General features: G+C 59.7%; 18 protein-coding genes. 9 read left to right on the top strand and 9 right to left on the bottom strand.

Annotation, left to right across the window (positions count from 1 at the left end):
- The first annotated feature begins 101 nt into the window (after positions 1 to 101).
- Complete coding sequence (locus tag ACM3N8_RS11335; protein WP_416016136.1) at positions 102 to 1,805, top strand: amidase; 1,704 nt, start codon at positions 102 to 104, stop codon at positions 1,803 to 1,805.
- Positions 1,806 to 1,963: 158 nt separating this feature from the next.
- On the opposite strand, the gene ACM3N8_RS11330 is transcribed toward ACM3N8_RS11335, so the two are convergent.
- The 3 genes from ACM3N8_RS11330 to ACM3N8_RS11320 are packed head-to-tail and all read right to left on the bottom strand — an operon-like array spanning position 1,964 to position 4,060.
- Positions 1,964 to 2,650: a hypothetical protein gene (locus ACM3N8_RS11330; protein ID WP_416016135.1), complete on the bottom strand. Its 687-nt coding sequence runs from the start codon at positions 2,648 to 2,650 to the stop codon at positions 1,964 to 1,966.
- Positions 2,640 to 2,981 (bottom strand): STAS-like domain-containing protein, encoded by a 342-nt coding sequence (locus tag ACM3N8_RS11325; protein ID WP_416016134.1) that lies wholly within the window; start codon positions 2,979 to 2,981, stop codon positions 2,640 to 2,642. Before ACM3N8_RS11325 ends, ACM3N8_RS11330 begins: the two co-directional genes overlap by 11 nt.
- The gene (locus tag ACM3N8_RS11320; RefSeq protein ID WP_416016133.1) at positions 2,978 to 4,060 is read right to left on the bottom strand and encodes a hypothetical protein; all 1,083 of its coding nucleotides are present in this window, start codon (positions 4,058 to 4,060) and stop codon (positions 2,978 to 2,980) included. Before ACM3N8_RS11320 ends, ACM3N8_RS11325 begins: the two co-directional genes overlap by 4 nt.
- A 291-nt stretch (positions 4,061 to 4,351) precedes the next feature.
- Between ACM3N8_RS11320 and ACM3N8_RS11315 the strand changes: the two genes are divergently transcribed.
- Both ACM3N8_RS11315 and ACM3N8_RS11310 read left to right on the top strand, forming a co-directional pair.
- Entirely contained in the window at positions 4,352 to 5,113 is a 762-nt protein-coding gene (locus ACM3N8_RS11315) for a CphA family subclass B2 metallo-beta-lactamase (protein WP_416016132.1), read from the top strand.
- 224 nt (positions 5,114 to 5,337) lie between these two features.
- Positions 5,338 to 6,609: a hypothetical protein gene (locus ACM3N8_RS11310; protein ID WP_416016131.1), complete on the top strand. Its 1,272-nt coding sequence runs from the start codon at positions 5,338 to 5,340 to the stop codon at positions 6,607 to 6,609.
- An 88-nt stretch (positions 6,610 to 6,697) separates the two neighbouring features.
- Here ACM3N8_RS11310 and ACM3N8_RS11305 read toward each other — a convergent pair whose 3' ends face one another.
- Complete coding sequence (locus ACM3N8_RS11305) at positions 6,698 to 7,951, bottom strand: DEAD/DEAH box helicase (RefSeq protein ID WP_416016130.1); 1,254 nt, start codon at positions 7,949 to 7,951, stop codon at positions 6,698 to 6,700.
- Positions 7,952 to 8,133: 182 nt separating this feature from the next.
- A complete protein-coding gene (locus ACM3N8_RS11300) occupies positions 8,134 to 9,003 on the bottom strand; it encodes a LysR family transcriptional regulator (protein WP_043135524.1) in 870 nt (289 codons plus the stop codon).
- A 223-nt stretch (positions 9,004 to 9,226) separates the two neighbouring features.
- On the opposite strand from ACM3N8_RS11300, the gene ACM3N8_RS11295 reads away from it, so the two are divergent.
- Positions 9,227 to 10,456 carry an MFS transporter gene (locus ACM3N8_RS11295; RefSeq protein WP_290019095.1) on the top strand — a complete coding sequence of 410 codons (1,230 nt, stop codon included), beginning with the start codon at positions 9,227 to 9,229 and terminating at the stop codon, positions 10,454 to 10,456.
- A 12-nt stretch (positions 10,457 to 10,468) separates the two neighbouring features.
- On the opposite strand, the gene ACM3N8_RS11290 is transcribed toward ACM3N8_RS11295, so the two are convergent.
- Positions 10,469 to 10,924 carry a hypothetical protein gene (locus tag ACM3N8_RS11290; protein WP_290019096.1) on the bottom strand — a complete coding sequence of 152 codons (456 nt, stop codon included), beginning with the start codon at positions 10,922 to 10,924 and terminating at the stop codon, positions 10,469 to 10,471.
- A 170-nt stretch (positions 10,925 to 11,094) separates the two neighbouring features.
- Between ACM3N8_RS11290 and ACM3N8_RS11285 the strand changes: the two genes are divergently transcribed.
- A complete protein-coding gene (locus tag ACM3N8_RS11285; protein ID WP_290019097.1) occupies positions 11,095 to 12,003 on the top strand; it encodes an SAM hydrolase/SAM-dependent halogenase family protein in 909 nt (302 codons plus the stop codon).
- Between the two features lie 201 nt (positions 12,004 to 12,204).
- Positions 12,205 to 15,243 (top strand): cytochrome c peroxidase, encoded by a 3,039-nt coding sequence (locus tag ACM3N8_RS11280; protein WP_290019098.1) that lies wholly within the window; start codon positions 12,205 to 12,207, stop codon positions 15,241 to 15,243.
- A gap of 59 nt (positions 15,244 to 15,302) precedes the next feature.
- Here ACM3N8_RS11280 and ACM3N8_RS11275 read toward each other — a convergent pair whose 3' ends face one another.
- The 3 genes from ACM3N8_RS11275 to ACM3N8_RS11265 all read right to left on the bottom strand — a co-directional run bounded on the left by ACM3N8_RS11275 (position 15,303) and on the right by ACM3N8_RS11265 (position 16,736).
- Positions 15,303 to 15,635, bottom strand: coding sequence for a DUF6515 family protein (locus ACM3N8_RS11275; RefSeq protein ID WP_290019099.1), 333 nt, complete (start codon positions 15,633 to 15,635; stop codon positions 15,303 to 15,305).
- Between the two features lie 100 nt (positions 15,636 to 15,735).
- Entirely contained in the window at positions 15,736 to 16,029 is a 294-nt protein-coding gene (locus tag ACM3N8_RS11270) for a hypothetical protein (protein WP_290019100.1), read from the bottom strand.
- Positions 16,030 to 16,175: 146 nt separating this feature from the next.
- On the bottom strand, positions 16,176 to 16,736 hold the full coding sequence (locus tag ACM3N8_RS11265) for a carbonate dehydratase (RefSeq protein ID WP_042869323.1): 561 nt from the start codon (positions 16,734 to 16,736) through the stop codon (positions 16,176 to 16,178).
- 237 nt (positions 16,737 to 16,973) lie between these two features.
- Here ACM3N8_RS11265 and ACM3N8_RS11260 point away from each other — a divergent pair, with 237 nt between their 5' ends.
- The 3 genes from ACM3N8_RS11260 to ACM3N8_RS11250 all read left to right on the top strand — a co-directional run bounded on the left by ACM3N8_RS11260 (position 16,974) and on the right by ACM3N8_RS11250 (position 19,017).
- Positions 16,974 to 17,624, top strand: coding sequence for a ribonuclease T2 family protein (locus ACM3N8_RS11260; RefSeq protein ID WP_290019101.1), 651 nt, complete (start codon positions 16,974 to 16,976; stop codon positions 17,622 to 17,624).
- Between the two features lie 71 nt (positions 17,625 to 17,695).
- A complete protein-coding gene (locus ACM3N8_RS11255) occupies positions 17,696 to 17,968 on the top strand; it encodes a helix-hairpin-helix domain-containing protein (RefSeq protein ID WP_416016129.1) in 273 nt (90 codons plus the stop codon).
- Between the two features lie 2 nt (positions 17,969 to 17,970).
- A complete protein-coding gene (locus ACM3N8_RS11250; protein ID WP_416016128.1) occupies positions 17,971 to 19,017 on the top strand; it encodes an NAD(P)H-dependent flavin oxidoreductase in 1,047 nt (348 codons plus the stop codon).
- Positions 19,018 to 19,601: the final 584 nt, after the last annotated feature.

The raw sequence follows: 19,601 nt of genomic DNA, 5'->3' as shown, positions 1-19,601 counted from the left end.
AACCCCACGCAGTGGGGTTTTATCTCTTGATGACATGATGGTCGCAGGCGCTGATGCGGCGATCATCATCACAAACAGTCACCCTTTTACAGGAGATCCCCATGATCGAAGTGACAGAGGTTTCCATTGCCGAGCTGCGCGGTGCGCTCGAAGCAGGCCGCACCACAGCGGTCGAACTGGTCAAGGCCTATCTGGCCCGGATCAAAGCCTACAACGGCCCCGAGACTGCCACCAAGCTGAACGCCCTGGTGGTCGCCAACCCCGATGCACTGAAAGAAGCGCAAGCCTCAGATGCCCGCCGCGCCCGTGGCGAGCCCCTGAGCCCGCTTGACGGCATCCCCTACACCGCCAAAGACAGCTATCTGGTCAAGGGGCTGACTGCCGCCTCCGGCAGCCCGGCCTTCAAGGATCTGGTCGCCCAGCGCGATGCCTTTACCGTTGAGCGGCTGCGCGCCGCCGGTGCCATCTGCCTTGGCAAGACCAATATGCCGCCCATGGCCAATGGCGGCATGCAGCGCGGCGTCTACGGCCGTGCCGAGAGCCCCTACAACGCCGACTACCTGACAGCGCCGTTTGCCTCTGGCTCCTCCAACGGTGCCGGTACCGGCACCGCCGCCAGCTTCTCCGCCTTCGGTCTGGCGGAAGAGACCTGGTCGAGCGGCCGTGGCCCGGCCTCCAACAACGGCCTGTGCGCCTACACACCGTCCCGTGGCGTCATCTCGGTGCGCGGCAACTGGCCGCTGACCCCGACCATGGATGTTGTGGTGCCCTACGCCCGCACCATGAGCGATCTGCTGGAAGTGCTGGATGTGGTGGTGGCTGACGATAGCGAGACCCGTGGCGATCTCTGGCGCCTGCAGCCCTGGGTCAAGATCCCCAAGGCCTCCGAGGTGCGCCCGGCCTCCTATCTTGAGCTGGCTGCCAAGCCCGATGCCCTCAAGGGCAAGCGCCTCGGCGTGCCGCGCATGTTTATCAACAAGGATGAACTGGCCGGCACCAGCGAAAACCCCGGTATCGGCGGCCCGACCGGTCAGCGTATCCATACCCGCGAATCTGTGATCGCCCTGTGGGAACAGGCCCGTCAGGCGCTGGAAGCCGCTGGCGCGATCGTTGTCGAAGTGGACTTCCCACTGGTCTCGAACTGCGAAGGGGACAGACCCGGCGCGCCGACCGTGTTCAACCGCGGCATAGTCACCCCCGAGTTCCTCAACGACGAGCTGTGGGAGCTATCCGGCTGGGCCTTCGACGACTTCCTGCGCGCCAACGGCGATCCCAAGTTGAACAAACTTGAAGATGTCGATGGGCCGAAGATCTTCCCCCACGATCCGGGCACATTGCCGAACCGCGAGGGCGATCTGGCGGCGGGCATGGACGAGTACGTCAAGATGGCCAAGCGCGGCCTCAAGCGCTTTGACGAGATAGCCTCTGTGCCGGACGGCCTGCGCGGCCTTGAAAAGACCCGCAAGCTGGATCTCGAGGACTGGATGGACGAGCTCAAGCTCGACGCCGTGCTGTTCCCCACCGTTGCCGACGTCGGCCCGGCTGACGCGGACGTGAATCCGGCCTCCGCCGATATCGCCTGGAGCAACGGCATCTGGGTGGCCAACGGCAACCTCGCCATTCGCCATCTCGGCGTGCCGACCGTTACCGTCCCCATGGGGGTGATGGCCGATATCGGTATGCCGGTGGGCCTGACCTTCGCCGGCCGCGCCTATGACGACAACAAGCTGCTGCGCGTCGCCTCGGCTTTCGAGTCTACCGGCAGCAAGCGTATGGTGCCGCCGCGCACGCCGCCGTTGGGGTGATTGGTGTTGTGAGTTAAATAGCCAGGTAACTCGGTGATAACAAATAAAAACCACCCGCATATGATGGGTGGTTTTTATTTCCATCCTCTAGGGCTGCACCAAAAAATCTGCAGGAAAGTGATCTGGATTTTATTTAACGCTATTAGTAATAATCATACTTATTTCAATGAAAGATTATGTATGTTTTTAGTTGTGTTGGTTGAGTTTGCACCCTTAACCTCTGCACATTTTTGTGTGCCACTTGGTATATGTAACTCACGGAGAAACCAACCAATAATAATACCGATAAAAAAAATTAGTGCTATTTTATCTCTGGCTGATGGTTTTTTGGTTGTCAACTCTGGTTTTGAGGTGAAAAACCATTTACTGAAGAACCATGAGTTATAATTCATCTCTATTTCTGATATTATTTTCAAAGAAAGATCAAATAGAGCGTTTTTGTTGTTAAGCTTCACTGAATTTATTGTTGTGAGGTCACGTTCTGTAGACGAGTTTTTTTCAGCTGCAAGTCTTTTACTTAGCAAGTCTATTGGCATTGAACGTATGGTTGAATATAAGTCTGGGTTTATTATTTTCTTTTTTGAACGAGACTCTATACTTTTTATTTGTATTTCAATAACTGATGCTTTGTATGATATAAGATTATCTAGTTCGTCCTCAGAATAGTCTTCTTTGTCAATTATTGAGGCTAAATCATCGAATAATTTTTCGATAAGTGATAATATCTTATCTTTTTGTCTAGATATATCATTTTTTCTAAATGTTATATAGCTTATAAAAAAAGCAATAATCCATGGGATAGGTGTAATCACAATCTTGAAGTATTCTTCAATATTACTTTCCACGGGTATCCTCTGCTGCTGCGTTTAATCTTTCTGTTATCAGAGACTCGATGCTTTTAACATCGGCATGCTCATATGTGAGATGATTTTTTAAATACTCAAGAGTAAAGCCATCTTCTCTAATTAGCCCCCCGAATGCTTCATCAATGAATGAGCGCCCATATCTATTATAACCAGTAAGGATGACATGCACCTTAGAATATTCTTTGAGATATGGAACTAGCTTCTTTTTTCTAAATAAAAAGCCACAATCATCTCCACCATCAGACTCATATCGCCCATAAGGCTTTTTGCTGAAGTCATTAATTATATTGATTATTTTGATGTTTTTCATAGTTTGATATTCCATTGCACAATTGTGCCACCTATGCTCATTGGCAATGAGTGTACATGTTCCATTTTATCTTTTCCACTTAAAGTATAAAGACCTTTGTTGCTAAAAATCCATAGCTTCCCATTATCATGCTCTTCTACAAGTGCTTTAATGCTTTTACTTCCTTGGCCATGCTTGTCTTTATGAGTTCCACTTAAATCACCAATCATAGAAATTTTAATTAACTGTTCATCACTGATATCTGAAAAGCCGATTCTGTGTGCTATTTTAGATAGCCCATGCAAGCCAAGGGTTGTTTCAATTTCTTTATACTGCTTAGGGTAAAGCTTTTGTAAACTAGGTTTAAACCAATTATTAGACATTACAGTGTTCGGTATACCAACACCTTGATCAAATATGGCAAGATATAGTTCTTTCTGAACAACATCGCAGAGCATCCACCACTTTTTGTCATCTCGCGTTTGAATTTCTGGATATGCATGTAACAATACATTATTTATGGTTTCATGTACTGCATCTCCATAGATATGCTCTTCTGTAGCGGTCATATTTTCCTCATAAATAAATGACTTTATATGGTCAATTATTTCTTCACGGAATAGAGCTCCACACCCCTGTATTATTGATAAAGGTTTTTGAGATGTAAAGTCAGATGAGATTACCGCCTGCAGTCTATTTCTTTGTATACCAGCCTTTTTTATTAACGAGTTAACTTTAAAATTTTTATGTGAATACTTTATAGCGAATTTGCAGCCATTTGATACGGCCTCATCAATCGCTGCAAATAATAATACTGTAGCCGCAACAGTGAGTCTGCTTGTATCAATGAAGCTAATTAATATATTTTTATTAATAGAATTTCGAATGTCATTTATGATGCCAATTGTTTTTTCCACACTCTCATGTGCTACTTCATCAGCATTCTCAGCTTTATACAAACAAAATTCATTATGTACATGAATTAAATCAAAATTTACCTTTTGCTTGGTTTTTTTTCTTGGTCGCCATTCGTGTTTTAGTTTTTCCCTTCTTATATTATGCATCCAGCGTCTTTTGGCTATCAGGTCTTCAAAATTCATGCATCTATGCCCGTTAAATTTAAAAGTTTATTTATTGTCGAGTATAACTCGGTTGGGGTCTGTATGAAACCAAGGTTTCACAATGGTTCTCAATGTTACCCTATGTGTAGGCTCTGATTTCTCCTTACTAGAAAGCTAGTGGAACCTATCCTATTCCTTACGTTACTTCACCCAGACTTCACACAACCTCATTTTCCCCTCACAAATCCCCCGTATCTTCTGCCCACTGCGTAAAAGGCCCGGCTTGCCACAGGGGTGGCGAGGGGCTGGACGTATCGAGGGAGCAAGATGATGAAAGGTTGGATAAAGTGCGGGCTGGCCGGGGCCCTGGTGCTGATGGCGAGCTTCTGGGGCGGCAGCGTGCATGCGGCGGCGATATCGCTTACTCAGGTGAGTGGCCCCGTGTATGTGGTTGAAGATAACTACTATGTACAGGAAAACTCCATGGTCTATTTCGGGGCCAAGGGGGTGACGGTAGTGGGGGCGACCTGGACGCCGGATACCGCCCGCGAGCTGCACAAGCTGATAAAAAGAGTCAGCAGCAAGCCTGTGCTGGAGGTGATCAACACCAACTACCATACCGACAGGGCGGGTGGTAATGCCTACTGGAAGTCCATCGGCGCCAGGGTGGTATCGACCCGCCAGACCCGGGATCTGATGAAGAGCGACTGGGCCGAGATCGTTGCCTTTACCCGCAAGGGGCTGCCTGAGTACCCGGACTTGCCGCTGGTGCTGCCGAACGAAGTGCACGACGGCGACTTCACCCTGCAAGAGGGCAAGCTGCGCGCCTTCTATGCGGGCCCGGCCCACACCCCGGACGGCATCTTCGTCTACTTCCCCGACGAGCAGGTGCTCTATGGCAACTGCATCCTCAAGGAGAAGCTGGGCAACCTGAGCTTTGCCGATGTGAAGGCGTATCCGCAGACGCTGGCGCGGCTCAAGGCGATGAAGCTGCCGATCAAGGTTGTGGTTGGCGGCCATGACTCGCCGCTGCACGGCCCAGAGCTTATCGATCACTACGAGGCGCTGATCAAGGCAGCCCCGCAGGCATAGATAGCCAGGCTGCAGGGATAACAAGAGGCGCCGCCCCCTTGAAAGGTGCTGGCCAGAGAAAACGCCCGAACGGGCGTTTTCTTGTTTTCAGCGCACCGGATTTTCTGTGGCGGATCTCCGAGTCTTGCCGATCGGCAGCCGGCCCCCGGCATTAAGGCTGTTCAAGCCGGGTGCGCTTTCATAAGATGGATGCCTCTCTGGCCAGCCATTAACAAGCAATTGATATGCAATATAAATCCCTCGAGCGGCTGAAGCAGGCCTTTATCACCGGCATGTGGGCGTCGCTTGCCAGCATCATCATCGGCTTCGCCTTCAAGGTGTGGCTGGCGCAGTGGGTGGCCAAGGGGGATCTGGCGCTGTTCAACAGCGTGGTGGATTTGATCTCCCTCTCCCTCATCCTGATGACCGGCTTTCGCTCCTCCATGGTGGTGAGCTACTCCCAGACCAAGAACGATCGGGACATCATCAATATCTTCCGCTACTTCCTGGCAGGCATGGTGCTGCTCACCTGGGGGATTGTGATCCCCTATATCAAGCACGGGCTCCATATCCGGGTGGAGTATCTGCAACTGGTGGGGGTCATCTTCGGGCTGGGGCTCAAGGTCTATTTCACCAATCTGGTGGCCATGTACCGCATGTACGATATCTCCAACAGGGTCACCTGGCTGGAGCCGCTCGCCAATGCCCTGCTGTTTATGGCCTGCTACTTCGGGCTGGGGATGGATGCGCTCTCGTCGCTCTTCTACGGGCTGACCTCCTCTTCGCTGGTCATTGCCGGTTATATGTATCTCTATCGGCGCAGGGCCATCGCCACCCGGCCGCTGGCCAAAGTCGAGCTCGGCCCCGAGATGCGCAGCTATGTGAAGAAGAGCTTTACCGCTTCGCTTGAGGCGGGGGCCAGCATACTGATGATCTACATCACGGTACTGCTCACCATACGCCACTTCAGCATCGACGAGCTGGGGGATTTCCAGGTGGTGGTGCGCCCCATCTTCACCTATATGACGCTGCTGTTTGTGTTCCCCATCTACCGCTTCGTGCTGCCCGAGCTGGCAGTCAATCTGCGCAACGGCGATCACCGCCAGATCAGGATGATCCGCCGCTGGATCTTCCGCTTCTCCGCCATCGTCAGTCTGGTGTTCTTTGTGCTGATGCTGCTGGCGGGCAAGCCGCTGGTGTTGCTGCTGTTCCCCGTCGACTATGTGGGGGCCGTGCCCGTGCTGTTCCACTTCTCCATCTTCTTCATCTTCATGATGCTCAACGGCTACCAGCTCGCCTATATCAAGGCCCACGGCCACTTCACCCAGAGCCTGCTGATCCGCCTGGTCGGCATAGTGGCGCTGGTGGCGGCTTACTATCTGGTGGCCGAGTTCACCAGCAACGTGGTGGCCATTATCGTGGCGCTGGGGTTGGGCTATATGGTGATGTTTATCCTCTCCACCCTGGCGGAGCACAGGATCCTGAAATCCCTGCCACTGGTGCTGACGGCCCGCTAGCTGGTCAGTCGCCAAGGATGGCGCTGGCCTGTATCGGATAACAAAAAACGCCCATGCGGGCGTTTTTTGTGGGCGGCGTTGAGGCGGCTTAACGCTTGCCCTTGCCGCTCTTGTTGCCACCGCCGAGGGCCTGCTTTCTGGCTCGCTGCTTCTGGGCCGCCTTGCTGTTGCGGCGTGGCTCGGGTTCGAAGCGGGTGAGGTCGGGCTCAAAGCCCGGGAACCACTGCTGGGGCAAGCGGGTGTCGAGCACGGCTTCCACCTTTTCCAGCAGAGGCGCATCTTCCGGGCTGAACAAGGTGATGGCCAGCCCCTTGTTGCCGGCGCGGCCGGTGCGACCGATGCGGTGGACGTAATCCTCTGCGACAAAGGGGAACTCGAGGTTGATCACGTAGTTGAGATCGCTGATATCGAGGCCGCGGGCGGCCACGTCGGTGGCGACCAGCGCCTGCAAGGTGCCGGCACGAAACTCCAGCAGCACCTTCTCCCGCGCCCCTTGCGACAGATCGCCGTGGAAGGCCAGCGCATTGATGCCCGCCTTGCCGAGCTGCTGGGCCAGCTTGTCGGCGCCCTGGCGGGTGCGGCTGAAGATAAGCACAGGCGCCCAGCCCTTCACCTTGATCAGGTGCTCCAGCAACGCCAGCTTGCGCTCGCCATCCACCGCATAGACCCGCTGCTCCACCTCGGCCGCCGTGGTGTTGCGCGGTGCCACCTCGATCAGCTCCGGGTCGCGCAGCAGCACGCGGCTCAAGGCAAACAGGTTGTCGTCGCAGGTGGCGGAGAAGAGCAGGGTCTGGCGATCCGCCGGTATCTGTTTGAGCAGCGCCTTGATCTCGTCCATAAAGCCCATGTCGAGCATGCGGTCCGCCTCGTCAAACACCAGATGGCTGAGGCGCTCAAGGCTCAGCGCCCCCTGGCGCAGATGGTCGAGCAGCCGGCCCGGGGTGGCGATCAGCAGATCCACCCCGGCTTTAAGTGCCTCCACCTGCGCGGCTATGCTGACCCCGCCGTAGACCAGGGCGCTGGTGAGGTCGGTGCCCTTGGCGTAGCGCGTGACGCTCTCATGCACCTGCACCGCCAGCTCGCGGGTCGGCACCAGTACCAGGGCGCGGATGGGGCGGGAGGCATCGTTCGTCGGGTTTTGCAGCAACAGCTCCAGCAGCGGCAGCACGAAGGCGGCGGTCTTGCCGGTGCCGGTCTGGGCGCCCGCCATCAGATCGCGCCCCGTCAGAATGACCGGGATGGCGCTGGCCTGCACCGGGGTCGGTGCGGCATAGCCGAGTTCGGTTAGGGTCTGCTGCAGACGGGGGGAGAGGGCCAGTTCGGCAAAGGAGGCAATGGACATAGAGGCACCAGTGTGGGGTTATCGCGGTCAGGGCCACGACAGAAACAATCGTAGTGGCCGGCATGGTAACAGAAGCGGGGGCATGGGCAGAAGGCGGGTGAGGGGAGTGGGCCTCTATCCCGCGCTTCGCCCTGCTGGTCGGGCTCGGGAGCTGCGCCATGGCGAGCAGCGCCCTGTGGCGGTCAGCGGCAGTGAAACACCTCTTCCAGTGCATCCACCACGGCGCGTACCCGGCTGGCTTTCTGCAGGTCGGGGTGGAGCACCAGCCAGATGTCGACCGGATCGCTGAGGGCGGGCAGCACGCGCACCAGCTCAGTTTCTTTGTCTGCCAGAAAGGTGGAAAGCAGGGCTATTCCCAGCCCCTGGCGGGCCGCCGCCAGCAACAGCAGCTGGGCATTGCACTGCAGCACCACGTTCGGTTCGTGCAGCGGCTCCCCGCACAGGCTGTGCCAGTGGCGGGAGACCAGCTCCTTGGCAAACAGCAGCAGGGCGTGCTGACTCAGGCCGTGGCCGCTCTTGGGCGTGCCGTGGCGAGCCAGATAGTCGCGAGAGGCGTAGAGCCCCATCTCTATGGTGGTGAGCCGCTTGATCACCAGCTCGTCGTTGTCGGGACGCAGCCCCCGGATGGCGAGATCGGCCTCCCGGTAGGCGATGTCGCTGACGCTGACCGCCGTCTGCAGGCTGAGGCGGATACCTGGGTGGCGCTCGCGCAGCAGGGTGAGGGCGGGCAGCACGAAGGCCTGGGCCAGGGTGTCCGTGGTGGCGATGCGCACCTCGCCGCACAGGCTCTGATCCCCGGCGCTCGCCTTGCGCTCTATGGCCTTGATGGCCTGTTCCATGGCGCTGGCATCCGCCAGCATGGTTTCGCCTAGGGGGCTCAGATCATAGAGTTTGGGGGTACGGATAAAGAGCTTGGAGCCCAGATTCTGTTCCAGTGCCGTGATGCGTCGCCCGACGGTGGCCTGATCGACCCCCAGCACCCCGGCCGCGCCACGCAGTGTGCCCTGTCTTGCCAATGCGAGAAAAAAACGTGCGTCATCCCAGTTGATCATCGAGCCTCCCACTCAAAGTGCCCCCTCGGGGCGAGCCCATTAGAAGCCAGCGCAGGCGGGATCACAAGGCGAGCGTGGCCTTGTTGGCATGCAAATAGATGTCATCGGCATGCATTATTGAAGCAGGTTGATGCATTTGTGCTGCTGTCGGGAGGGATGGTCGGGCGCTATCATGGCCGACTCTCGTCAGCGGGGCTCGGCCTCGCGTTCATCGGAGTTGTGCATGTCATCATCCCTCTGTGCCGCCCCCTCTGCGGCGGCTACCTCTCATCGCGCCATCCTGCTGTTTCTGCCGCTGGCGCTGATGTCGGCGTTGCTCAACAGCAGCGTGCCCACCCCCCTCTATCCCCACTACCAGCAGGCACTGGCGCTGAGCGATGTCAGCCTCACCCTGATCTATGGCGGCTACGCGGCCGGGGTGCTCATCTCCCTGTTCGGGGTGGGCAATCTGGCGGGGCGGGTGGCGGACTTGCGCGCCATGATATTGCCGGCGTTGCTGGCGGTCGCGGGGGGCGCCCTGCTCTTTTCCCTGGCCGATTCGTTCTGGTCGTTATTGCTGGCACGGGTGCTGGCCGGGATTGGCACGGGTGCCCTGACCGGCGCCGCCAATGTGGCGTTGCTGCGTTTCGGCCCCCGCGATGGCGGCAAGCGGGCGGCCCTCAGTGCGACCCTCTCCTTCACCGCCGGACTGGCGCTCGGCCCGGTATTCAGCGGGCTGGCGTTGCAGCTGGACTTCTATCCGACTCAGCTGCCCTTCCTGCTCATCATGGGGCTGGCGGCCTGCGCCATGACAGGTGTTGTGCTGAGCTGGCCCGCCAGCGCGCAAGGGGCGCTGGCCGCGGCGCACGGGCAGGGCAAGGGATCCCTGGGGGAGGGGCTCAAGGCCACTGGCGTTGCATTCTTTCTTTGCGCGGCGGCCCTGTTTACCGCCTGGGCGGTGGCGGCCAGCCTGCTGGCCATCGGCCCCAAGGTGGTGAGCCAGTTGCTGGGGCTGCGGGATCTCGGCCTGTTCGGCTATCTGATCGCGGCTTATATGGTGCTCTCCGGCCTGTGCCAGCTCTGGGCTCGCCGCCTCGATGCCCGCCATACCCTGCAGAGCGGTTGCCTGGCGCTGGCACTCTGCGTGCTGCTGTTTACCGGCGCCGTACACGTCCAGTCGCTCTGGCTGGCGGGGCTTGGGCTGCTGGTGGCCGGTTATGCCCAGGGCGCCGTGTTTGTCGGCAGTGCGACCCTGGTCAACCGCATCTCCCCCGGCGCCAGCCACGCCCGGCTGGTATCGCTCTTCTACGTGATCGCCTATGTGGCGAACTGGGTGCCTGTGCTGCTGGGCTGGGTGAGTGACAGTGTCGGCCTGCGGGCGGCGGTGGATCTGCTCGCCGTCGGCAGCGTGCTGATCAGCCTTGGGCTGGCCTGGGGGGTATGGCGCAGTCGCTTCGAGCGGGCTGCGACTTGATAGGCTCGCCCATCAATCCGCCAGCAACACGCGTTTGGCATCCAGATGGTGCATCCATTCCCGCAGGATCAGCAGCACGGCGGCAAAGCGTCGCCCCTTGGGCAGCTGGGCCGCCGCCAGCGGATCCCCTTCCACCATGGCGGCAAACTGGCCGAACAGCTGCTCTATGCTCTCCCGGCTCAGCTCATGGCTGCCGAGCTCGCCAGCCAGCGGGAGCGGGCTGTGCAGCGTCACCAGCTCGTGGGCCGGAATGCGGGCCGCGAGCGGCATCAGCACATCTTCCACCACCATGATGGCTCGCTCCAGTTCGAGTGCGCTCGGCGGATCCTGGCGAAACGGGGCCGGTGTCATGGCCTCGAGACCAAATGCCAGCTTGTAGGTGATGGTGATGCCGTCTGCCTGGGTGATCTGCACCTTGCTGGTCTGCTCCCCCAGCTTCAGCATGATGGCGGGGTGACTGCTTGTCATGGGATCTCCTTGCCGTGTTGATGACCAGATCTATCCATACACCCGCCCATGCTTGCTGGCGAGGGCTTTCAGCTCCCCCATCCGGGTGATACGGCTTGCAAACTTGGTTATTGATGGCATTCTGGATGTCTAAATGGCTATTTTCATCTCTACACTTCAGGAGTTCTGATATGGATATTCGCACCGCTCCCCGCGCTCTCGCGCTCGCCCTCCTGCTGACCAGCAGCCTCGCCTGTGCCAACGAGGCCCTGGTGATCCAGACCGATTTTGGTCTCAAGGATGGCGCCGTCTCGGCCATGAAGGGGGTCGCCTTCGGGGTGGACCGTACCCTGCCGCTCTATGATCTGACCCACGAGATCCCGGCCTACAACATCTGGGAAGCCTCCTACCGCCTCTATCAGACCATCAACTACTGGCCCAAGGGCACAGTCTTCGTCAGCGTGGTGGATCCGGGCGTGGGCACGGCGCGCCACTCAGTGGTGCTCAAGACCAGAAGCGGTCACTACATAGTCTCGCCGGACAACGGCACCCTGACCCTGGTGGCCGAGCACTTCGGCATCGAGGCGGTGCGCCAGATCGACGAGAAGCGCAATCGCCTCAAGGGCTCCGAGAAGTCCTACACCTTCCACGGCCGCGACGTTTACGCCTACACCGGCGCCCGGTTGGCCTCCGGAGCCATCAGCTATGAGCAGGTGGGCCCGCTGCTGCCGGCCGAGGTGGTGAAGATCCCTTACCAGCCGGCAGTGGCCGAGCAGGACGGCACCGTCAAGGGCACAATCCCGATCCTGGATGTGCAGTACGGCAACGTCTGGACCAACATAGACGAGACACTGCTCACCAAGGCGGGCGTCAACAAGGGGGATCAGGCCTGCCTCAAGATCAGCGAAGGGGACGTGCTCAAGTACGAGGGCAAGGCCCCCTACGTCAGCAGCTTTGGTGACGTGCCGGAAGGCCAGCCGCTGGTCTACCTCAACAGCCTGCTGCAGGTCTCGGTGGCGCTGAACATGGACAGCTTCGCCGCCAAACATCAGGTGCAGTCCGGTGCCAACTGGCATATCAGCCTGAAGAAGTGCTCATGATGCGCTCCTGAGGCTGCCCAGGGCAGGGCGTGAAGAGAAAAGGAGGCTGGCGTCCGCAAGGGGCCGGCCTCTTTGCTGTCTGGCTCGCGAGGCCCGGCCAGACCCGCTTGTTATCAAGCTGCATATTAGATGAACACAATTGATAATGATTGGCATTTGGTTGGATAATCGCGCACTTGTCAGACCACACACACCCGAGCGATGAAAACCAGCCTCTTACTGGTCAGTTTACTGATCCTGGCCGCCTGCAATGACAACCAGAGCCAGACTCCCGTCACCCCACCGCCGGTCGTGACACCGCCTCTGGTTGAGCCCCCCATAGTCGTGCCACCCACTGAGCCACCGATTAAGCTCGCGCCGACCCATACCCGCACCGAGTTGACCCTGAATGTGGATCTGGATGAGCGGCTGGGGGCGGGGGCGACTCTGGCGCTGCGCCAGCTTGCCACCGGCATCGAGGTAACCCGCGAACTGGATCAGGCGTCCCCCCTTGCCATGACGCTGCCTCCCGGCCTGTTGCTGGATCAGCCGCTGGAGCTGGTGGGCAGTGATGGCAGTTATATCTTGCGGGCCAGTTCGGTGCGAGTCGCGGATCTGGCCGCCGGTGCCGGCCTTGTCCGTCGCGCAGGTGTGCCCGCGCTGCGACTGGATGAAGAGGCAACCGCCCTCTTCCTGCTGGCCGACCAGAGTGGTGATGGCAGCCTGAGTCAGGCTGAGTGGGGAAGGCTGGAGGAGATACGGCTGCAGCAACAGGCCGCCATCCAGGATTATGCGACCCTGCTGCTGGCCCAGCGTCAGCCGGGGGCCGAGCTCAACTACCCGGACAGCTGGCAGATGCTGCTGGCCCTGCGCGATGACAAGGGGGCACGCAACTGGTATCGACGCAGCAACAGCGGGCCTATCCTGGCGGCCCAGAGGCAGCACTACCCGGCTATTCCCAGCCAGCCGGACGAGCCGGAAACGGCGGAACTGCTGCGCCTCGATGATGATGGGCTGCTGGTCACGAGCGGGGCATGGCGCTGTTTGCACTATGTGCGCACGGCAAGCGGGGTCAAGGGCAGCCAATACTGGCTGTGGGGGAGCGACAGCGCCGGGTTGCCCCTTGCCACTCGCCTCCGGCTTGCCGAGGCGCCGACCGGTTGCGGGCGCAATGACTGGCGCCTGCCGACCTTAAGCGAGTTTGAACGGCTGCTCGCGGCAGACAAGCTGAGCTGGCGCTATCCCAATACGTTTGCCACCGCCATGCCCGAGCAAGTCTGGCTGCGGGACGGATCAGACCAGGCTCGCCTGTATCATCTGGCGACCCGCAGCTGGCTGGATGAGGGAGAGGGGAGCCTGCTCTGGTATGCGCTGGCGCCCTATCCGGTGCGCCCCCTGGTGGACCGTGACAGCAGCCAACCCGAGATGTCCACCTTGCGTGCCCAATACTCAGGCCCCTCTGCCCAGTGGCCTGCGGCCAGGGTGGATGACGGGGTCGAGTGGCAGGAGCTGGGGCCGCTGCCGGCCGTGCCCTTCCCGGCCGACAACCCCTATAGCCGGGCCAAGGTGGTGCTGGGTCAGCAGCTGTTCTTCGACAAGCTGCTCTCCCAGGCGAAAGACATCAGCTGCGCCAGTTGTCACGATCCGCAAAAGGGGTGGAGCGATGGCCTGAGCGTGTCGGTTGGTCATCTGGGGCAGAAGGGGACTCGCAATGCGCCCACCATTCTCAATGCCGCCTATAGCAGCAGCCAGTTCTGGGACGGGCGGGTGGCCTCGCTGGAGGAACAGTCGCTCCATCCCATCCAGAATCCGGTCGAGATGGCGCTCGATCACGACGAGCTTCTGGCGCGGCTGCGGGCCAGCCCGGACTACCCGGCGGCCTTTGCCACGACCTTTGGGGATGATCATATTTCACTCGAGCGGGTGGCCAAGGCCATCGCCACCTTCGAGCGCACCATCATCAGCCGTGACAGCGACTTCGAACGCTTCGTCAGAGGGGATACCCAGGCGCTCAGCGACAAGGCGCTGTGGGGGATGCACCTCTATCGCACCGACGGACGCTGCATGAACTGCCACTCAGGCCCTCTGCTGAGCCAGCACCAGTTAGAGAGCGTGGGGCTGGCCTACTATGGCCGCAATCTGGAGGATCGCGGCCGCTTCCTGCAGACCCGTCAAAAGGCGGACATGGGGCGCTTCAAGACGCCCGGCCTGCGGGACGTGGCCTTCACGGGCCCTTACATGCATAACGGTGTCTTCCCTATTCTGGCGCAGCGCATCGGTGGCTCGGTGCAGGGCGTCGTGGCCATGTACAACTTCGGGGTGACCAAGTGGAGCAGCGGGGTCGGCTTCCCGACCGGGGTGGATCAGCATGATCCCTTCTTCCCCAAGGCATCCGATCACCTGCATGCCCTCGGCCTCTCCAACGATGAGCTGGAGGCCATAGGTGAGTTCTTGCGCAGTGCCTCCGCCGAGCCGAGACGCACACCGGCCACGGTAGCCGAACTGGGGCTGGCACAGGTGGATGACGCGACCCCGGTCGCGGCCATTGCCATCGACTTGCAGGTGACGCCGGCCAGGCCCCAGCTGGAGGTGGGCCGGGCACTAGCGCTGCAAGCAGGGCTGCGGCTGAGCGATGGGGCTCTGATCCCGGTGAGCGGGCCCTTGCAATGGCAAAGTGAAGAGCCAGAGCGGGTGAGCGTCGATGGGAACGGGGTGATCCAGGGGCTGGCCGTGGGCCCGGCCCGTATCCAGATAAGTGCGGGCAAGTACGCGCAGGCCGTGACGGTGCAGGTGGTGGATGCCCAGCCCGATTTCAGCCAGGGCTGTCGTCATCCCGAGCTGGCGGTGGGCCAGCTGGTCTTCGTCTGCCCGCTGACCCGCGCCGAAGCGGACAGGCTGGCGATCGATTACGATGGCACAGCCCGGGACGAGGAGGGGGATTACAACCCCTTCACCGCCGACTATGTGGTTATGAGCCAGGCGCGAGCCCGCAGTTATTGCCAGCAGCTGATTGCCCGCGGGCACGATGACTGGCGCCTGCCGGTGGCACAGGAGTTGGCAGCCCTATTTGCCGCCTACCATCAGCGTGGTGAAGATATGAAGCTGCTGACGGAGCAAGGCTGGCCGCTCTACAGCCGGCTCTGGAGCAGCGATGCTCCCAACGACGAGGGGGAGGCGCCTCTGTTCGATCCGGGCAGCGGCGAGCTCATCACGGATCTGCCGCAAGAGGCCCACGGGGTCGCTTGCGTGCGGGCTCGCTAGTCGGCCAGCATTATCCACTCTTCAATACGGGCGCCACGGCGCCCGTATTTTTTGCAGGCTTAGCGCAGGGCGGTGGGGGGCGGCACTTCTATATAGCGCCCGTCCAGCTCCCGCTGGTAGTAGTGGCCGGCTCTGACGTAGTTGCGACGGCCATCCAGGTCCAGCGGGGTGAGGCTCGTGTCCGTCTGCACCTCGATCACCTGGGTTGGCGGCGTGACCACCACATAGTGACTCTCCTGCTGCTGGTAATAGATGTCGCCGAGCACATAGTAGGTGAGCCCGGCCAGCAAGACTGTCTCCACCCCGCCGGGCAACAGATCGATGCGATGGCCCGGCGCGGGGGCGGACCAGGGGCCTGCATAGTGGCCATGGCGGGCCGCGGGAGGCGACATCTCCCGTCCCGGCGGGCCGCCAGCTCCACCCCCGCCAGCGCTCGCGGGGAGGGTGATGAGCAGCGCCAGTGCCCAGGGCCAGGATCTATCCCTGTTCATCCTATTGGCCCTTGAGCGGGGCTGTGGCGGACTGGAGCCTGATTGGCTGGGGTGGCAGCTCCCGCACGCTGACCATCACCTCGTAACTTTTGTTGGCCTCGGCGGCGGGGATGTTCTTGAACAGCTCCTGGGCCGTGGCCCGGGGATCCTTGCTCTGCTTGCTGGCCTGATAGAGAACCGGGGGTGGCGCCGGTATCTGAGCGCCGAGGTGGCCTGGCATGGGGGGCGGCATGTCGCTGGCGTGCACAGACAGGCTGCCGAGCAGCAGAGGCAACAGGAGGGTTTTGCATGACATGGGATGACTCCGTCCGGGTGAATATGGCCCATCAAACGCCAGCCTGGCTCTGCGCTCAATCGCTTTTACACCCTCTTTTCACCCCCTTTACAGTTGTGACAACGGGCGCCTGGGCGCCCGTTGTGTGTCATGGGAGGAGGTCGGCCTCAAAACTCGTTGGAGAGCGCCTTGTAACCCTTGACCAGGTCTATGTTGGTGTGGGCCACGTCCTCGGAGAACTCGGTGGCATCCACTGTGACCCTGGGGATCTCGGCTAGATCGCTCTGCTGGTTGATGCGAGTGGTGGAGGGAACATAGAAGCCGGGCGGCAGATCGCAGCCATCCACCACAGAGTTGTGGCGCACCACCGAACCTTCACCTATGTGGCAGTTGAACAGCACGCTGTTGAAGCCGATGAAGACCCGGTTCCCCACTTCGCAGGGCCCGTGCACTATGCTGCGGTGGGCGATGGAGGTGTATTCGCCTATGGTGACGGCGGCGCCGGACTTGGAGTGGATCACCACCCCGTCCTGAATGTTGGAGTTGGCGCCTATGATGATGGGCTCCATGTCGCCACTGGCATCCACCTCGTCGGCGCGGATCACCGCATAGGGGCCGACAAACACATTTTCCTTGATGATCACCTTGCCACAGATGATGGCAGTCTTGTCGATATAGGCTGATTCGTCGATGACCGGCAGGTGGCCGGAAGGATTCTTGCGGATCATGTTACATCCTGTTGAAGATGAAATCGGGACGGGGAAAAAGGCGAGGCCACTGGCCTGCCGGTGGGTCAGCTTACGCCTGTGGGCCGGGAGGGGGAACCCCTGACTGGTCAGACCCCTGGGGTTGTGCGCTCACCTTGTCGGGGTGTTCCCGACGCGCAAATTATGGGAGCATGACTTCTGCCAAACGGGCCGTGTGGCCCGCCTGGTACTCTTTTGATATAAGGCTGGATACCCAAGATGAAGAAGATTGTTGCGCTGCTCGGCACCCTGCTGTTCTCCCCCTTGTTCTCTTCTGCCGTGCAGGCCAAGGGGGAGGCGGGCGAGTTTGACTATTACGCCCTGGCGCTCTCCTGGTCGCCGGAGCATTGCGCCGTCAAGCCGGCCGATCGGGACCAATGTTCCCGCCTGCTGGGATTCGTGCTGCACGGCCTCTGGCCCCAGTACCAGCGCGGCTACCCGAGCAGCTGCTCCCGCGAGCGGCTGGATCCTGCCATGGAGCAGCAGTTTGCCGGGCTCTATCCCAGCCGTTTTCTCTATCGCCATGAGTGGGAGAAGCACGGTACCTGCTCCGGCCTCGACCAGCCGCAGTTCCATCAGCTGGCCAGCGACCTGCATCTGAAGGTGAAGATCCCGGCCGCGTACCAGTCGCCTGCCGAGCCCCTGCGCAAGAGCCGTTTCCAGCTCAAGGCGGATCTGGCCAGTGCCAACGACTGGCTGGCGCCAGACAACATCACGGTTGCCTGCGCCGACGGGGGCCGCTTCCTGCGGGAAGTCTACATCTGCATCAACAAGGAAGGGACGGATGCCGTCACCTGCTCCGATGAGATGCAAAAGCGTGAACTGCGCTCCTGCGGTCAGCCGGACTTCCTGCTGCGCAGCGTGCGCTGACCCCTCCTTATCTTCATCGGGCCCCTTGCGGGCCCGATGTGCAAATACCTCCATCGGAAAGGAGTCTGGCAATGACCGACATGAAACAGTTCTCGGCGCGAGAGCGAAGCCTGCTGCTCGAGGTGAAAGGAGTGGGCCCCACCGTCATCGGCCGGCTCGAACACACTCTGAGCGAGCTGGCCGGGGCGGACACTAGCCACATAGTCCAGCTGGTGGCCAGCATGCTGGGCTCAACCTGCTGGCAGAACAGCCCGCAGGCCCGTGGCGCCATCGATGGTGCCATAGCGTTGGCGCGCAGCCAGGTTGCAGTCGACGCCGTTTCGGACTGTGAGCAGGGAACATAGCCATGAGCCTGTTCGCCGAACTGGGGATGCGTTATCCCATCATTCAGGCCCCCATGGCGGGTGTGCAGGACAGCGGGCTGGCGTTGGCCATCACGGGGGCCGGTTGTCTGGGTTCCCTGCCGGCGGCCATGCTCAGCCCGACCGGGCTGCGAAGCGAGCTTGTTCGACTTGCCGCCTGCGGTCTGGGACCGTTCAACATCAACTTCTTCTGCCATCGGCAAACCGAGCCGGATCCGATCGCCCTCGCAGGTTGGCGGCAGACCCTGGCACCTTACTACGCCGAGTTCGGGGTGCATGCCGAGGAGACTGTGACTGTGCCCGGTCGTGCCCCGTTCAATGCCGAGCATGCCGCCATCCTGGCCGAGTTCAAACCGGCCGTGGTCAGCTTCCATTTCGGCCTGCCCGAGCCGAGCCTGCTGGCCCGGGTGAAAGCCACTGGGGCAAAAGTCTTTGCCAGTGCGACCACGGTAGCAGAAGCGCAGTGGCTGGCCCGTCACGGCGCCGATGCCATCATAGCGCAGGGGCTGGAGGCGGGTGGCCATCGCGGCCACTTCCTCGATGAGGATCTCGCCTTGCAGCAAGGTACCTTTACCTTGCTGCCACAGATAGTGGCCGCTGTGGACCTGCCCGTCATAGCCGCCGGTGGCATAGTCGATGGCAAGGGGATCCGGGCTGCCCTGGCGTTGGGGGCCAGCGCGGTGCAGATGGGAACCGTCTTCCTTTGCTGTCATGAGGCGACGACCTCTGCCCTGCATCGCGCGGCTATTCATTCGGCCCAGGGCCAGCATACGGCCCTGACCAGGGTGTTCAGTGGTCGCCCGGCAAGGGGGATAGTCAATCGGTTGATGCGGGAGCTGGGCTCGCTCTCGGATCTGGCACCTGACTTCCCCCATGCCAGCAGCGCGCTGGCCCCATTGCGTGCGGCAGCCGAAAAGGTGGGTGAGAGTGGCTTCTCGCCACTGTGGGCGGGCCAGAATGTCTCCGGCTGCATGGACCTGCCAGCCTCCGAGCTGATCGCCGCATGGGTGAAAGAAGCGGGCCTGGCGTGAGCGCTTCCTTATATAGGTAGGTGAGCGGGAGGGTCGCCATGCGAGGAGTGGTTCTTCTACGGGCTATGCGGGTAACTCAATAAGGCCAAACGGGCCGTTTTACGGTGTTTCTGTGGATAAGTTTGTACAAAAGCTGTGGTTGGTTATGAATAACTAAATAAGTGCCGATTTTTGCAGTTTTATTGCATTGCGACCCTTGCCAACGCGATCAATCTCTCTATAATGCGCCACATCGACAGGGCAAGCGGCAACGCAGTAAAGCCAGTCGGTGCCTCGAAAAGCCTTTGAAAATAAGGCTTGACTCGAGAAGGCGGTTGAGTAGAATTCCACTCCCGCAGCAACACACTGTTGCGTCGCTCTTTAACAATTTGAATCAAGCAATCTGTGTGGGCACTCACAGCATCGAACATCAAACAATTTTGTTGATTTTCAATGTCTGGTGAAGTGACCAAAACGACTTGTTAGCAATAACAAGTCGAACAGTTTATTTCAGCAATTCATTGAGCCGCTGAGTTACTCCGGTAACAACGCAAACCAAACTTAAATTGAAGAGTTTGATCATGGCTCAGATTGAACGCTGGCGG

The organism is Aeromonas sp. A04 (genome assembly GCF_047780465.1).
Classification (GTDB): Bacteria; Pseudomonadota; Gammaproteobacteria; order Enterobacterales; family Aeromonadaceae; genus Aeromonas; species Aeromonas bestiarum.
The sequence above is the reverse complement of the archived record's forward strand: the minus strand, read 5'-3'. Positions and strand labels throughout refer to the sequence as shown.